Raw genomic sequence first — 16,263 nt, 5'->3', positions numbered from 1 at the left:
AATTGACTTTTTGGAAGCGGATAGATTGCTCTGAAGTTATATTACAGTGCTGCCCTTTGGGGGCCTGTATAGGGGATGTCCTTTGAGTATGTTAATGCTTCTGAATCGGATCAGTCAACAAAAAATGCCAGGAAAGCGAGGTGCAGTCAGCAACTCAGCTCTCCTGGCATTTTTAGCCGGAAATTATAATCCGTGTAAAACAGTTCGGGCAGGCCTGAACTGTTATGCATCCGTTCGGTTAAACCTGGATTATGCAACACAGACATTGACAGCCTGGAGGCCGCGATTGCCCTGAGCAATGTCAAATGTAACGTTCTGTCCGTCTTCTAAAGACTTAAAGCCGTCCATTGCCAGCCCTGAAAAATGTACGAATACATCTTCTCCGTTTTCGTTGTTTGTGATAAATCCAAATCCTTTTTGTGCGTTAAACCATTTTACTGTACCGTTATTCATAGTAGGTACCTCCTAATTTTTTTTGTGCATTTTCTATAAAACTAAAAAAAGCATATATACGTAATCATTAATAAAAAAATGACTACCGAATATATGCGAAATCAAGACTTTATTTAAAATACTTTTTGTATCATAACATTAAAAATATCAAATGTCAAGCGAAAAGTTTTATATTTTCTGTGTTCCTGTTACTATTCAGTTACTGTTCAGACCGTGCCGTGCACCTCGCTGCACGGCATCCGTCTCGCTGAATACTCTACTTACTTTTGTGCATTTAAATACTCTATAATAGATTCTACAATTAACTCTGCAGTCTCTAGTTGAGTTTGCGCCTGTTCTCTGGATGCAAAATAAAAGTCATCATAATCACTTTTTTCTCTCAAACGTTTCAAAGTTGCAAGTTTTCTTCCCAATTCTTTTGAAAAAATTGTTTTAGCAACATAATGCTGATTAAAATATGCAACTACATCTTTGTGCCGTTTAAAATCTACCGTTCCCATTGCAAGGACTGCTTTAATCGCGTAGAAAGCAGAGTAATAAGACCTGTTAATCGAATCCTTATATAAGGAATTCTCTAAGCAATGTTTTGCCACGCTTAAACTGTCTTTCGCTTCCTGCAATCTGTAATTACTTAATTCTTTTTGTCTGTCATCCATCTAGTACAACGCCCTCCCTCTCTACGTTATCATAAAAAGGTAATGATCCCAACCAGTAGTTAAAGTGCTTCTCATTCTTAATAATAACACTGATATCCAAAAAGTATTTCATTTCGAAATCAAATGCAATATCAAAAATTTTTGTTTCTATCTTTTCAATTTCTTCATCTGTATATGTCGTCAATACCATAATATCTATATCTGAATTTTCTTTTTGTTCACCACGGGCATATGAACCGTAAAGAATAATTTTAGTTAGTTTGTCCCCTAAAACCTGCTTTATTTCCTGGGAAAATTCCATAAGTATGTCATGTATGTCTTTCATTACAATCACTCCTTTATTTATGATTTTAACCATGACGCTACCCGATTCATTCAATTCACATTGTTTTTATATACTTTATTATAACACGCGGCCTAGTATAAGCCAATCTAAATCCCTTACTGTTTCGCTGGCCTAATTTTCCGATAGCACAGACGCAAAAGCCTCAGCGTAGCCCCACTACGCCTACGTTTGTGGAGCAGCACTCTCGAAAATTTATCTCAGCTTATGAGTCAGTTACTTATTTTACGATGTACTAGAGCTTATGCGGCATAGAAATAGGCATAACTTCCTGATTATATAAGTTATGCCTCATGCTATGGAGTATACGGGATTCGAACCCGTGGCCTCAACAATGCGAATGTTGCGCGCTCCCAACTGCGCTAATACCCCATACGAGAATTATAGCATTTTCTACAGAAATGGCAATACAGAAAATTCAGAAAACATAAAATTTATTCAAAAAGAACTCTGAATTCAGAGAGTTCTTTTGCGTCTCTGGAAATGATGCAATGATTTCCTCTAATTGCTTGGACAAACGGATACAGACTTCCTTTCTATTATTTGAGCTGCAAACTGTATATTTCTTGTGCAGGACTTAGTAATAGGATCTGATGAATGGATTTTTTCCAGCAATATGCGTACAGCCTCCCGCCCCAACTCGCTTCTCGGATAAGCAATTGTTGTAAGAGGAGGAGTGACATATTGGGAAAACTCAATGTTATCACATCCTGTTACGGAAATATCTTCCGGGATAGAATAACCGTGCTCTTGGATGGCACGCATTGCCCCAATAGCAACTTTGTCATTTGCTGCGAAAATGGCAGTTATATTATCCTGCGATGCTAACAGTTTTTTGGTTTCTGTATATGCTTTTTCCATCTCCCAGTTGATATTGATGATAAACTCGGGGGAGAGGCTAATCTGGTTGGCAAGGAGGGCCATGACATATCCTCGAAAACGCCCTTCATAATCGAATAAATTTATCCGCCCTTCAGTAAAACCCGCAGTATCACCGAGAAATGCAATATTTTTGTGTCCGAGCTGGATCATTCTGTCCACAAGTAAATAGGATGCACGTTCAAAATTTATGGAAATACGGTCATTTTTAAATTCATCATAACCTCTGAGCATTTCAACAGCCGCAATCCCTTTATTGTAAAAGTGCTGACAGATACTGAATGGTACCTCTCCTATAAATATAATCCCATCACAGTCTATGGAGTCACATTTTTCTTTCAGCTCTTCAGCGCTGAATTCTTCTGCGGATAATGCAAAGCTTAAATTGCATTTTTTGCTTATGAGTTCCGCCTCTATTCCTTTGATGATATCTGAAAAATAACTGTCATCAAAAGAACTTTCGTCTTTTGTGACAATATAGCCGATATTTTTGTTTTTTGATCTGTTGCTTGTACTCCTTTTTTTGGGTTTTACTTTATAGCCTAATTCATGCACGCTTTCCCATATTTTTTCTTCTGTTTCTTTGGTGACATTCATTGTCTTGTCATAATTTATAACCCTGGAAACTGTAGTTAAGGAAACACCTGCTCTTTCTGCTACATCACTTAATTTGGTTGCCATATTTCTTCATCCTTTTCTTTATATCATTCTGCAATAAAATAAGCAGTCTTAATATTAATTTTGTTTTACTAAAACATATATTATCATGTTACAGTTTAGTTTTCAACAAAAACAAAAATGAAATTGAATAAATGACAATTATTCAGTTGATAGCAGATATGCGTATTAGATAAGTAGTTCAGTAAAAAATAAGTAAAATAAATTGATAAAATAAAAGAATAAAATTGACAATTTTACTAAAATATGATAAGTTATACATGAAAAGGAGGGAGAAGGTAGTGTCAAATGATTTATGAAAGAAAGGTAAAAAGGTATTTATTTGCAGATAAAGTTCATAAGAAAGCAGTTTTGTTTATAAAAATATATAATTTCAGACACTACCGGTAAAAAGATGGAAGAAAAGAAAATGAATTATGAGGCGAATTGGGAATCATTGAAGCAGCATCAGCCTGCGAAGTGGTTTAAAGATTCTAAGTTTGGTATTTTTGTTCATTGGGGCGTATATTCAGTCCCCGCATGGGCGCCCACTTCAGAATGTGACATTGACCAGTATACAAAGCTGCATGGAACCCATCCATATGCGGAAATTTATCTTTACTGCATGCGATTCAGGAACAGCCCGTTTTGGAAGCATCATGTAGAAACTTACGGAAGTAACTTTCATTATGATGATTTTATACCGATGTTTAAGGCTGAAAATTATAATGCGGATGAATGGGCAAAGCTGTTCAAAGAGGCAGGGGCTAAGTATTCCGTAATGGTTACAAAGCATAGTGATGATTTCGCCATGTGGCCAACGGAATATTCAGACAGGAACGCTTATAAAATGGGACCGCACAAAGATCTGGTAAAAGAATTTGCGGATGCGATGCGCGGCAACGACTTGAAACTCGGATTATACTTCACATGGTGTTTTAATGTATATTATTCTCATTATCCGAGTTTTCCGTATACAGACTATATTCATGCACAGGCAAAAGAATTGATTGATACATACCATCCGGATTTGTTTTGGCCGGATGCAGAATATGCAGTACCCAGACAGAGGGTTCCGGCTGAACTCTGGAGAAGCGAAGAGATGATAGCTTACTATTACAACCAGGCAAAGGATCCGAAAGAGGTTTTAGTAAATGACAGATGGGGGAAGGTTGACAATGAGCGGCTTCTTGGCGATTATATGACGCCTGAATATGCAAGCATGAATGGTATACCGGAGTTTTATTGGGAGACAACCCGTGGGATTGGACGTTCTTTCGGATACAATCAGATGGAAGGTGAGGATGATTATTCCAGCGTAAAAGAACTGGTTCATATCCTTGTTGACAATGTGAGCAAGAATGGAAATCTATTGTTAAATGTCGGACCGAAGGTAGACGGCACGATACCGGAGATTCAGAAGCAAAGGCTTTTAGGAATTGGAAAATGGCTGAAAGTGAATGGCGATGCAATTTATGGAACACGGCATTGGGTTCACTTTGGAGTAGATACAGATAACGGAATTCCTGTTCGTTATACGAAAAAAGGAGATACTGTATATGCAATCGCGCTTGAAAGACCGCAGGGAAGCTTAAAGATCCCATATATTATGGCAAAAGAAAATACAAAAATCCAGCTGCTTGGTCTGCCGCAGGATTTAAATTGGGTGCAAAATGGAAGCGAATTAGAAATTAAATTGCCGGATAATATGGAAGAATCAGAGGCATATGCATTTTCAATCACTCCTGAGCCTTATTGTTTGATTGAAGAAAAAAATAAGCCAAAAATCCTTACGGTAGCAGATCTGCAGGTCATGGGTCTTGATAAACATTGGTAGGAGGAAAAGGATATGAAAAAGCGTAAATTGCTAAGCGTTATGTTGTGTATTATGTTGCTGGTAATGGGGATTTGTGCATGCGGGAAATCAGAGGTACAAAAAGATTCAAGTGATAGCAGCAGTGGTGATGATGAAAAAATAGAGCTTACATTTATGGGATGGCAGCCGGAGCTGCAGATTATGAATGAAAAAATGCTTCCGCTGCTTGAGGAAAAATACCCGAACATTCATATTAAAGTAGAGGTTCTGGAATGGTTTGACTACTGGGACAAGCTAACGATAGATTCTGTTGCCGGGGATTCAGCGGATATAGTTGCCATGGATGTTGATCATATTCCTACATTTCAGGATTATTACATGGGTCTTGATGATCTGGCGGGGGATGTTTTAGGTGAGGATTGGGAAAGTGCATATAATAACGGAGTCTTAGATGATCTCCGCAGTGTGTCTTCTGATAAGTCTTTGAAAATGATGCCTTCGGATATTACTGGATTGTGGTATATCTTTTATAACAAAACGATGTGTGATGAATTAGGGGTAGCGGTTCCGAATGGGGAATATGAAGATCTTGCAAGATTTGCAAAGGAAATTAAAGAAAAAGATCCTTCAGCCCTCCCGGTAGCATTTGCGGCGAAAGAAGACGTTAATCTGGGATTCTTTTATTTGTGGCTGGCAACAAATAATGAATATGGGATTGTGCAGGATGCAGTCGAGGGGAAGGCTTCTTTTGAGGATGAGGCTTTTGTAAAGGCATTTGAACAGCTCAAGAAGATGTATGATGATGGAATACTGGCAGAAGAAAACTTTGGGTTAGATGCTTACCCTGGATGTGACGAAGCGTTTAAGAATGGAAATTGTGCTGCTTATCTGACGGGAGAGTGGTATTTGGGAAATTATCTCATGGGTACGGCATTGAAAGGAACTCCTACTGAAAATGACGAATTTGGAGTAGTTACTATGCAGAATGTAGAAGGGGGAGAGACGTGCATGCAGAAGTATGCGTCTTTCGGATATTCTATCAGCAACGAGTGTGAGTATAAGGAAGAAGCCATGAAAGTTCTGGAGGAGTGGACGCAGGGCGCGGCAGCTGGAGAATGGCTGAATTATATGGCATGTGTACCGGCGGCAAAGGATGTTACGATTGATATGGAAAATATGCAATCTGATGAGGCAAAGGCTACGTATCAGAAAGCTTTTGATGATTTGAATACCAATCCTGCGGTTTTACGTTCGACGTTGAATACAGAACTGGATAATAAAATTGGTGAGGTTGTTGTATCCGTTATGCGCTCCGGACTTAGTGTAGATGACGCATTGTCACAGATCCAGCAGACAGCCGAATCAGTAAGATAAAAAATAGTAAGGCGCAAAAAGACCTTGCCAACTATTTTTTATGCATCGCACGTAAGTGCCCAAAATACGGTCACTAAGTGCTCGTAGCTATTAAATAAAGGAAAAGCTGCAGTTTGATATGCAGCTTTTCCAAATCAGCCGGATGCAGGCAGAGGGCAGATATCTTCAGAAAAAGCCGGTTATAGCAGTGGGAAATAGTAACAGTGCAGGCCTGCCTGAACTGTTAAGGGAAATAGGGGGTTCGGAGGTGGTGTGGATGAAGAAAAATAAGTTATCAGCGTATATCTATATTTTGCCGGCAGTGGGATTTGTAGGCATTTTTTTAATTTATCCTATAATTTTTAACTTTATGTCAAGTTTTACAGAATGGAGAGGGTTAGATTTCAGTACAGCTGAGTTTGTGGGGATGCAGAATTATGCGACTCTCGTGAAAGATCCCATATTTAGAAATGACTTAAAAAATTGTCTGGTATTTATGGTTTTAACGTTGTTCTTTCAGATGAGTATTGGTTTGATTTTGACAGTGTTACTAAATATGAAATTAGTGGGGTTCCGGCTTTTGGAAACAGTTTATTTCTTCCCGGTTGTACTGTCATCGGTTGTGGTAGGTTACACATTTTTACAGATTTTTGAGCCGAATTTCGGTACGCTAAATACATTTTTACAGTCTGTAGGGCTCTCTGGTTTGAAAAGGATGTGGATTGGGGATGCCAGGTATGCATTGTATACGATCTTGATTGCCAATGTCTACCAATGGTCAGGCATGGGAATAATATACTACAGGGCAGGGCTTTCCAATATCTCAAAGGATATCTACGATGCTGCCAAAATAGATGGTTCAGGGTTTTGGCAAAGCTTTTTTCGGATTACAATACCGTTATTGAAAAATACGCATGTTATTATTTTATTGATGGGAACAATCGGGTGTTTGAAATTTTTTGACTTGGCATATATTATGACGAGCGGAGGTCCTGCTAATTCAACTGAATTTCCATTGTTATATTTATATAGAAAGTTTATGCGGGAATTAAATAGTGGACAGGCTAGTGCGGTAGCAATCGTTATCATTATTTTAGCAACGATTCTCTCAATAGGCATTTTGAAAATAACAAGCAATGATAAGGAAGAAGGTGGAAAGTAATATGAGTAAGAAAAAGAAAACAGCTGTATTAATTGAAGTTTTTCTTTTTTCTGTTGCAGTAGTATGGGTGATTCCTGTAATTTCTACGATGCAGGTATCTCTTAAAAATGGTGGATTTCAAAACTATAAGGATGTTTTCTCCACAAGAATAAATGATGTTTTGATATTGCCAAAAATGATTTTAAATAGTTTTATCATAACAGGCGGGACAATTATGATTGTTATGATATCGGCATCTCTTGCTGCATATGCATTTTCTAAACTGAGGTTTAAGGGAAGAAAATTCTTTTTTGTACTTTTGCTTTCCTGTTATGCCATTCCGATTTTATCTACGCTGATTCCGAATACTTTGCTTATCAGAAACCTTGGACTGCGGGGGTCTTATATATCTATGATCGTATTGCTTGCAACTGCAAATATACCTTTGGCGATTTTGATTTTTAAAGGAAATTTTGATGGGATTTCTTCTACATATTTAGAGGCCGCGGCAATAGACGGATGTACAGATTTTCAGGTGTTTTTACGTATTTTACTGCCGATGTCCAAGTCTGCAATTGTGAATGTACTTGTGGTTTTATTCATTCAGGTCTGGAATGATTTTCAAATTCCTCTCGTATTTTCCACAGATCCTGAAAAATATACGCTGACGCTTGCTCCTACGTTTTTTGGTTTGACACAGAATCGTTTGGACTTGCCGCATTTATTTGCGTCAATCGTAATTATAGCTATACCGGTTATCGTATTTTACATGTTTATGCAGGATAAAATCGTAGAGGGAATGAGCATGGGAGGATTAAAAGAATGAGTATCATCCAAAATCGAATTGTATTATTTCCAGATGCCAACAAACAGGATGATACAAAAAGAATACAAGAAGCCGTGGACAGAGGCAGTCTGGAGAAGAAATGGATTGTGTTGGAAGCAGGGCAGTTCCATGTTGGAACGATATGTTTGAGAGAACATTCAAAAGTAGAGTTAAGGGAAGGCTGTGAGATCATTGGAAGTGATGATCTAAGGAAATATACGGTGCACGAATATTGCCACCAGTCTCAAAAAAACTATTGGCAGAGTATTTTTTATGGCAAAAACATTGCCCATGTTGTGTTAAAAGGCCTTGGAAAAATTCTGGGGCAGGGAGATAAATTCCCTTTTGGACTGGAAGCATTTAGTGCGGATGACTGGCAAGAGGCCCCGGTTCAAGAATTTAAAGTCAGACCTAGCTTGTTATACTTTAAAGCTTGCAGTGATATAGAAGTGGATGGGATTCAGTTAAAGGATGCGGCACAGTTTGCGGTTCTGGTGGAGGAATGTGAGAAAATTTTATTCAAAAATGTGTATGTGCATAATCGGAAGAACCGCAATACAGACGGATTTCATTTTTCCTGGAATCGAAATATCACGATTCAATCTTGCAAATTAGACTGCGGAGATGACGCAATTGTATTAAATCGAAATGCTGTGAATGTAGAAATTAAAGATTGTGACATCTCATCCCGATGGGCAGGGATAAGGATTGGGCCATTTTCGGATGGAGAATTTTCTAACATCGAAGTGTCTGACTGTCTGATCCATGATACTTATGGCTGTGCGGTTAAAATACAGATAGGTCAGGGCGGAACCGCACATGGTATCAGGATACATCATGTGGAGATGGAAAATGTAACGGGTCCCGTCCATATAAATTTGAGCCATATTCCAAGTTGGGAATTGCAAGGAAGTACCGGTGTTTATCCGGGCAGCATTTCTGATATAGAGATCGAGCATATACATGCAAAAGTGGCGGCGGAGCCGAAACCGCTGCCGCATGAAGTGCCCGTGTTTGAAGGGGAACGCTTTTCCTGTGTTAATGTTCAAGGGCTATCAGATTATAAGCTTGGAACATTAAGATTTGCCAATTGGGAGATTGAATATGAGGGGGGATATCATAACGAAGAATATGCTTTAAACTTTACAGAGGACGTGGATTATAGATATCCTGAATATTTTCTTTTTGGCATTATGCCATGCTATGCCTTTTATGCAGCATATATTGATGCATTGGAGTTAGAGCAGATTGCTTTTAGCGTTAAGAAACAAGATGTGAGAGTGCCGATGATCATTCACAATATCAATCGGACGAAATTCGTTCAGGTATGTATCGAAGGGGAACAGTTCAGGCAAGCCTGAACTGATACATAGAAGGAGGAAGATGATGGGGATGGATGTTAAATTAGAATATAAATATAATGTAAAAGATTTTGGCGCCATTGGTGATGGGAAAACCTATGATACATCAGCGATACAGCAAGCGTTAGATTCTGCGTCAAAAGATGGCGGTATAGTTTATTTTCCGCAGGGCACATATCTGACAGGTACTCTTTATTTGAAGAGTAACGTTTCAGTTATCATGAACGGTAAGGCGACTATTCTGGCGAGTTCTGAAATTGAATGTTATGGGGCCGATACACATTTTAATAGATATGCTGGCGAACACTTCCTGGACAAGTGTCTGATTTATGCAGAAGATTGCGTAAATATACGAATATATGGAGGCACGATCAATGGAAATGGAGCAGAATTCTATGAGGATGGGAAACCGGACATAATCCATCCCATGCTTTTCCGGTTCCTTAGATGTAAAAATATTTGGATGGAAGATGTAAATATAACGATGCCTGCAGGTTGGAGCACAGCGTTTATAGAATGTGAAGATATACATATCAGAGGAATAGATATTAGCAGCCGCCATTATAATGGTGACGGTCTGGATTTTGACAGCTGCAGGAATGTTTTTGTCTCAGATTGTAATATGGATACCAGTGATGACTGTCTGTGCATCCAAAATTCCGTGGCGGGAAGGGTAAGCCGCAATATCATAGTCAGGAACTGTGTTATGAAGAGCAGGTGGGCGGCAGTCCGAATCGGGTTATTAAACAGCGGGGATATTGAAGATGTGGTTATTTCCGATTGCATTTTTCATGATACTCTTTGCAGCGGATTTAAAATTCAGGCGGCGGAGAGCGGGAGGATCCATGATGTGCTTATGAGCAATATTATTATGAGAAATGTAACCAGACCCATATTTGTTACTTCCAATTTTTGTAAAATGGGGGTCTTGGAAGAGAGTGCCCGAGACAGCAGCAAGGGGATAGACGGCCTTTATTTTAAGAATATTATTATAGACAATACATCACAGGAAAAGCCGGGTTCTATGGATGGGATTTTTGTTGTGGGAACACCGGAAAGGAAAATTCGTGATGTTAGTTTGACTGATATCAGATATCATGTTTTGGGTGGAGGCGGATACACCAAAAAAGAGATTCCCGAATTGACGGGAAAGAGACCGGAATATTATGAACTGGATGTGAGTCCGTCTTCCGTATTGTATGCACGACACGTAGCAAAATTGGAAATGAACCGTTTCTTTTATGATTTAGAACAGGATGACTTAAGAGAACCTATCATATTTGAAGATGTGGTTATGGCCGGGGAGTAGGGCACATGTGGAAAATTATGGGATTGATCGAAATAAAAAGATGCGATTTTGCGGGAAAAATGCAAAATCAGAATAAAAGTATTGAATAATTATAATAATTAGCATATAATCGTTATAAGATTTTGCAAGTATTTAGCGGAATGGGGGTTTTATATGCTTCTTGAATTCAAGACAAAGAATTATAAATCATTTGTGGAAGAATCTAGTTTTTCTATGGTAGCTGCACCAAAGCAGAAAGGCTTAGATTACAGTTTGATGAAAACGAAGGTAAAAGGAAAAGAAATCCGTGGTTTGAGTTCCTCCGTAATTTATGGACCGAATGCCGCCGGAAAAACAAATATTATAGGTGCAATGGATGTCCTTCGTGCGATTGTATTACGAGGAAATATTAGAAATTCCGAGGAGAAATCTTCGCCAAATCCGGCAGCGGCAGCATTAGAGCTGATACCAAACAATAATGAAACAGAAGGAATGCCAGTTTGTTTTTCCGTCGAGTTTTATGAGGAAGATGCAGGAGATAAATTTAGAATTTTATATGAATTGGAGATTGATTTAGGAGTGTTCCTTGATGAGGAATATCCGAGAAAAATCGTATCAGAAAAGCTTTTTGTAAATGGAGAACCAATTTTTCAGCGTGCCAATGATTTGTATATTGGAAATATGAAAGTTATTAAAGAGTACCTTTCTGATGTAACAGCGCAAAATGTAGAAAGCGTAAGCGAGATTGCGAAGAACAGTATAAGTAAGGAAGAACTGTTTTTAACAAATGGATTTAAGCTTGTTTTCTCACAGAAATTTACAAAATTGATTGTAGATTGGTTTACAAATAAGTTTATGGTAATCTATCGTGCCGATTCTATGCAGTTAATTAAAAGATTTGCTGATCCTAAGAAAAAGGCAGTTTATGTGGAAAAGACAACTGATAAAGCGGCAAAACTATTTGGAATTAACTCAAATGCAGTAGGGTATGTTATAAGTGAGGATGAGCCGGACGCAAAACTGTATTCTGTTTTTCGGGATATGAAGAATAAAAAGAATGCGGCTATTGCAGCGGAGATTTTTGAATCTTATGGGACAATCCGATTTATCAATATGTTTCCGCTAGTTATAAAAGCAATTCAGACCGGAGGAACGCTGGTAGTTGATGAATTTGATGCGTCTATTCACCCAATGGCATTGATGAGTATTATCAATGTTTTTCATAATGATGATATTAATATTCACCATGCACAGTTGATTTTTAATACACATAATCCCATTTTTTTAAACTCCAATCTCTTCAGGAGAGATGAGATTAAATTCGTCGAACGTGATGATGACAGCCACCAGAGTATCTTGTATGCGTTGTCTGATTTTGGAACAACGGGTGACAAGGGTGTCCGTAAACATGAAGATTATATGGGCAAATACTTTATAAGCCAGTATGGTGCGATTAAGGATATTGATTTTACACCAATCTTTGAGGAGATTTTGGATCGAGAAGGTGAGGTGTAGCGATGGCAAAGAGAAAGCCGACCAATAAATACTATTTTAGTGTCGAGGGAGAAACAGAGCAATGGTATTTGAAATGGTTGCAAGACCTTATTAACAATACGGAAGAATCTGTTTGTAAAGTTTCGATTGATTGTCCGGTGAAAAAGAATCCACTAAAACACGCAAAATCTTTGACAGTCACAAGAGAGATTAAGGTATATCATTTCTTTGATTATGAAAGCGATGAGCCTAATCATGTTCAAGGATTCCAAGATGCTATGGACAATATGAAGAAAGCAGAGCAAATAGGCAAGCAGATAAAGTATAAATCAGGATATAGTAATTTTACTTTCGATTTATGGATTATATTGCACATGGCAAATTGTAATGCTTCATTCACTCATAGAAAGCAGTACATTACACCAATTAATAAAGCCTTTGGTGAGAAATTTGAGAACATGGATGAATATAAACATGAGGATAATTTTAAACGATGTTTGAGTAAAATGAATCTTTCTAATGTAATTGACGCTATTGAACGTGCAAGAAAAATCATGCAGAAAAACAATGAGAATGGATATAGATTGCTTGAATATAGGGGATACAAATATTATAAAGAAAATCCATCTCTTTCTGCGTGGGAGGCAATAGAAAAGATTTTGAGTGACTGCAAATTATTGTGAAAATAGATATTGTATAATACGTTTGTTTGGCAATACAGAATTCTTAATATTCGTTAAACAACCTTGACAAATTAACGTCCGAAAGATATGATAGTTTGTAGTTAATATAAAGTTAACATTTTATTAATATCTTATCGGCCGTAACAGACGTCCGGTAACCATATACAAAGGTGTTGAGGAAGAGGAGTACATGATCGCTTCTGGCAGAGAGAACCATCCGTTGGCTGTAAGGTGGTTTCAGGTGAGGATCGTGGAAGGTAGCTTCTGAACCGGATATCTGAACAAGAGCACATTCAGTAGGATATCCCGGAGTTGTCCGCGTTACAGGACTTTAGAGATGTCCGTATACTGTTTTGTCAGTGACAGACTGCAGGCAGAAGCAGCAGGTCCGAAGAACAAAAAGGACATAAAATTAAGGTGGTACCGCGTATATAACGCCCTTTACTTATAGTAAAGGGCTTTTTAAATTCAAAAAACTGTGAAAAATCCGTGAAAAAGCGGGTTGCTATTCACGGGCAGTGCATCATGCTGCATGGCATTCGAGCCACTAAAGTGATGGGGCGGACACCTGATCAGAGAAAGCTGTACATAAGACTTTTGGCTGGTACAGAGATAAGAGTACGATATTTATGAGGGAGAACAAGGAGGAAACTATGAGCAAGGAATTGGCAAAGACTTATAATCCGAAAGAAATTGAAGACAAGACTTATGAGAAATGGTGCGAAAACAAGTATTTTCATGCGGAAATTGACAGGAGCAGAAAGCCGTTTACTACGGTGATGCCGCCTCCGAATATTACGGGGAAACTCCACATGGGACACGCACTGGATAATACGCTGCAGGATATCCTGATCCGCTATAAAAGGATGGAGGGCTACAATGCCTTGTGGATTCCGGGAACAGACCATGCTGCGATCTCTACGGAAGTCAAGGTAACGAATCAGCTGAAAGAAGAGGGAATCGACAAGAAAGAGCTGGGAAGAGAAGGCTTTCTTGAGAGAACCTGGCAGTGGAAGGAAGAATATGCCGGAACGATTGAAAACCAGCTGAAAAAGCTGGGGATTTCCTGTGACTGGGACAGAGAACGTTTCACCATGGATGAAGGTTGTTCCAAGGCTGTTGAAGACGTCTTTATCAAACTGTATGAAAAGGGATATATTTATAAAGGCTCCAGAATCATCAACTGGTGTCCGGTATGTAAGACTTCTCTGTCCGATGCGGAAGTAGAGCATGAGGAGCAGGACGGTTTCTTCTGGCATATCAAGTATCCCATCGCAGGAACGGATAGATTCCTGGAGATTGCGACGACACGTCCCGAGACTATGCTTGGTGATACTGCAATTGCGGTACATCCGGATGATGAGCGGTACAGCGATATTGTGGGAAAGACGGCAGTGCTTCCGCTTGTAAACCGGGAGATACCGATTGTGGCCGACTACTACGTTGACAAGGAATTTGGTACCGGTGCGGTAAAGATTACACCGGCTCATGACCCGAATGACTTTGAGGTAGGAAAGCGTCATAATCTGGAAGAAATCAATATCATGAATGATGACGCCACGATCAATGAAAAAGGCGGAAAGTACGCGGGGATGGAGCGCTATGAGGCGAGAAAGGCTATCGTTGCGGATCTGGAAGCACAGGGATATCTTGTGAAGATTGAGCCTCATTCTCATAATGTCGGAACCCATGACAGATGCAGCACAACGGTGGAACCGCTGATCAAACAGCAGTGGTTCGTCAAGATGGAAGAACTGGCAAAACCGGCGATCAATGCCTTGAAGACAGGCGAGCTGAAGTTTGTGCCGGAACGTTTTGATAAGATCTACCTGCATTGGCTTGAGAACATCAAAGACTGGTGTATCTCCAGACAGATCTGGTGGGGCCATAGAATTCCGGCTTATTACTGTGATCAATGCGGAGAGTTCGTTGTCGCAAAAGAAGTTCCGCAGACCTGTCCGCACTGCGGCTGCAGCCATTTTACACAGGATGAAGATACCCTGGATACATGGTTCAGTTCAGCGCTGTGGCCGTTCTCCACACTGGGATGGCCGGAGAAGACAGAAGATCTGGACTACTTTTATCCGACAGACGTACTGGTAACAGGATACGACATCATTTTCTTCTGGGTAATACGTATGGTATTTTCCGGATTCGAGCATACAGGCAGGTCCCCCTTCCATACAGTGCTGATCCATGGTCTTGTGAGAGATTCTCAGGGGCGCAAGATGAGCAAATCACTGGGCAATGGGATTGACCCGCTGGAGATCATCGACCAGTACGGTGCGGATGCACTCCGCCTGACGCTGGTAACCGGTAATGCGCCTGGGAATGACATGAGATTTTATAATGAAAGAGTGGAGGCAAGCAGAAACTTTGCCAATAAGGTATGGAACGCTTCCCGCTTTATTCTGATGAACATTGAAAATGAAACGCTGACACAGCCGGGGACTGCGGAATTGGCAGAGGAGGACAAATGGATCTTGTCCAAAGTCAACACCCTGGCAAAAGATGTGACAGAAAATATGGATAAATTCGAGCTTGGAATCGCCGTACAGAAAGTTTATGATTTTATATGGGATGAATTCTGTGACTGGTATATCGAAATGGCAAAATTCCGTATTTACCATAAGGAGGAGAATCCGCAGGCTGCCAATTGTGCACTGTGGACGTTAAAGACCGTTCTCGGGCAGGCGCTTAAGATGCTTCATCCGTTTATGCCGTTCGTAACAGAGGAGATCTATAAGGCGCTCGTGCCGGAAGAGGAATCTCTGATGATGTCTGACTGGCCTGTTTATAAGGAAGAGTGGAGTTTTGACGCATCCGAGATTGTTCTGGACCATATGAAAGAGGTAATCCGGGGAATCCGCAATATCCGTGCGGAGATGAACGTGGAGAACAGCCGCAAAACAAAGGTATTTATTGTAAGCGGGGAAAAAGCGCTGTGCGACGGCTTTACCGCATTGTCTGATTCGGTTAAGCCTCTGATGAATGCCGCAGAGCTCTATATCAGCGCAGAAAAGCAGGGCGTTGGCGAAGATGCAGTATCCATTGTAGTACCCGGCGCATCCGTCTATCTTCCGTTAGAAGATCTGGTTGATTTTGAACAGGAAATGGAGCGACTGAAGAAGGAAGAGCAGAAACTGACAAAAGAAATCGCGAGAGCCAAAGGGATGCTGTCAAACGAAAAGTTTATCAGTAAAGCGCCGGAGGCAAAGGTTCAGGAAGAGCGTGAAAAGCTGGAGAAATACACGCAGATGTTAAAACAGGTACAGGAGAGAATGGAAGGCTTGAAGAAATAGTAAGAGAGGTC

General features: G+C 39.8%; 13 protein-coding genes, 1 tRNA gene and 1 other annotated feature. Of the genes, 9 read left to right on the top strand and 5 right to left on the bottom strand.

Translation table 11 applies throughout. The annotated features are described in order from the left end of the window. Positions 1-249 precede the first annotated feature (249 nt). The 5 genes from GKG43_RS08130 to GKG43_RS08110 all read right to left on the bottom strand — a co-directional run bounded on the left by GKG43_RS08130 (position 250) and on the right by GKG43_RS08110 (position 3,012). Positions 250-453 (bottom strand): cold-shock protein, encoded by a 204-nt coding sequence (locus GKG43_RS08130; protein WP_025656549.1) that lies wholly within the window; start codon positions 451-453, stop codon positions 250-252. Between the two features lie 260 nt (positions 454-713). Next, entirely contained in the window at positions 714-1,109 is a 396-nt protein-coding gene (locus GKG43_RS08125; RefSeq protein ID WP_050640077.1) for a HEPN domain-containing protein, read from the bottom strand. Beyond that, positions 1,102-1,434, bottom strand: a complete 333-nt coding sequence (locus tag GKG43_RS08120) for a nucleotidyltransferase domain-containing protein (RefSeq protein WP_050640076.1) — start codon at positions 1,432-1,434, stop codon at positions 1,102-1,104. The genes GKG43_RS08125 and GKG43_RS08120 overlap by 8 nt, the downstream gene beginning before the upstream one ends. A 317-nt stretch (positions 1,435-1,751) precedes the next feature. Next, a tRNA-Ala gene (locus tag GKG43_RS08115) sits at positions 1,752-1,824 on the bottom strand. A gap of 129 nt (positions 1,825-1,953) precedes the next feature. Then, complete coding sequence (locus tag GKG43_RS08110; protein ID WP_055154648.1) at positions 1,954-3,012, bottom strand: LacI family DNA-binding transcriptional regulator; 1,059 nt, start codon at positions 3,010-3,012, stop codon at positions 1,954-1,956. A gap of 391 nt (positions 3,013-3,403) precedes the next feature. Here GKG43_RS08110 and GKG43_RS08105 point away from each other — a divergent pair, with 391 nt between their 5' ends. From GKG43_RS08105 to GKG43_RS08065, 9 genes are all read left to right on the top strand, one after another. After that, positions 3,404-4,825, top strand: coding sequence for an alpha-L-fucosidase (locus tag GKG43_RS08105; RefSeq protein ID WP_083487150.1), 1,422 nt, complete (start codon positions 3,404-3,406; stop codon positions 4,823-4,825). Between the two features lie 12 nt (positions 4,826-4,837). After that, positions 4,838-6,178: an ABC transporter substrate-binding protein gene (locus GKG43_RS08100; protein ID WP_055154650.1), complete on the top strand. Its 1,341-nt coding sequence runs from the start codon at positions 4,838-4,840 to the stop codon at positions 6,176-6,178. 256 nt (positions 6,179-6,434) lie between these two features. After that, complete coding sequence (locus GKG43_RS08095) at positions 6,435-7,319, top strand: sugar ABC transporter permease (protein WP_157355666.1); 885 nt, start codon at positions 6,435-6,437, stop codon at positions 7,317-7,319. Between the two features lies 1 nt (position 7,320). Then, complete coding sequence (locus GKG43_RS08090) at positions 7,321-8,124, top strand: carbohydrate ABC transporter permease (protein ID WP_055154652.1); 804 nt, start codon at positions 7,321-7,323, stop codon at positions 8,122-8,124. Next, positions 8,121-9,485 (top strand): glycosyl hydrolase family 28 protein, encoded by a 1,365-nt coding sequence (locus tag GKG43_RS08085; protein ID WP_129878946.1) that lies wholly within the window; start codon positions 8,121-8,123, stop codon positions 9,483-9,485. The genes GKG43_RS08090 and GKG43_RS08085 overlap by 4 nt, the downstream gene beginning before the upstream one ends. Positions 9,486-9,516: 31 nt before the next feature. Further along, on the top strand, positions 9,517-10,794 hold the full coding sequence (locus GKG43_RS08080; protein WP_157355668.1) for a glycosyl hydrolase family 28 protein: 1,278 nt from the start codon (positions 9,517-9,519) through the stop codon (positions 10,792-10,794). Positions 10,795-10,947: 153 nt separating this feature from the next. Next, complete coding sequence (locus GKG43_RS08075; RefSeq protein ID WP_055154655.1) at positions 10,948-12,288, top strand: ATP-binding protein; 1,341 nt, start codon at positions 10,948-10,950, stop codon at positions 12,286-12,288. A 2-nt stretch (positions 12,289-12,290) separates the two neighbouring features. Continuing rightward, on the top strand, positions 12,291-12,950 hold the full coding sequence (locus GKG43_RS08070) for an RloB family protein (RefSeq protein WP_055154656.1): 660 nt from the start codon (positions 12,291-12,293) through the stop codon (positions 12,948-12,950). 164 nt (positions 12,951-13,114) lie between these two features. Continuing rightward, positions 13,115-13,395, top strand: a binding site (T-box leader). A 208-nt stretch (positions 13,396-13,603) separates the two neighbouring features. Next, positions 13,604-16,252, top strand: a complete 2,649-nt coding sequence (locus GKG43_RS08065; protein ID WP_050640071.1) for a valine--tRNA ligase — start codon at positions 13,604-13,606, stop codon at positions 16,250-16,252. Positions 16,253-16,263 lie beyond the last annotated feature (11 nt).

The sequence above is a fragment of the Eubacterium sp. BIOML-A2 genome (assembly GCF_009680135.1).
Classification (GTDB): domain Bacteria; phylum Bacillota; class Clostridia; order Lachnospirales; family Lachnospiraceae; genus Faecalicatena; species Faecalicatena contortus_B.
Note: the sequence above shows the minus strand (reverse complement) of the source record. Positions and strands in the feature narration are given on the sequence as shown.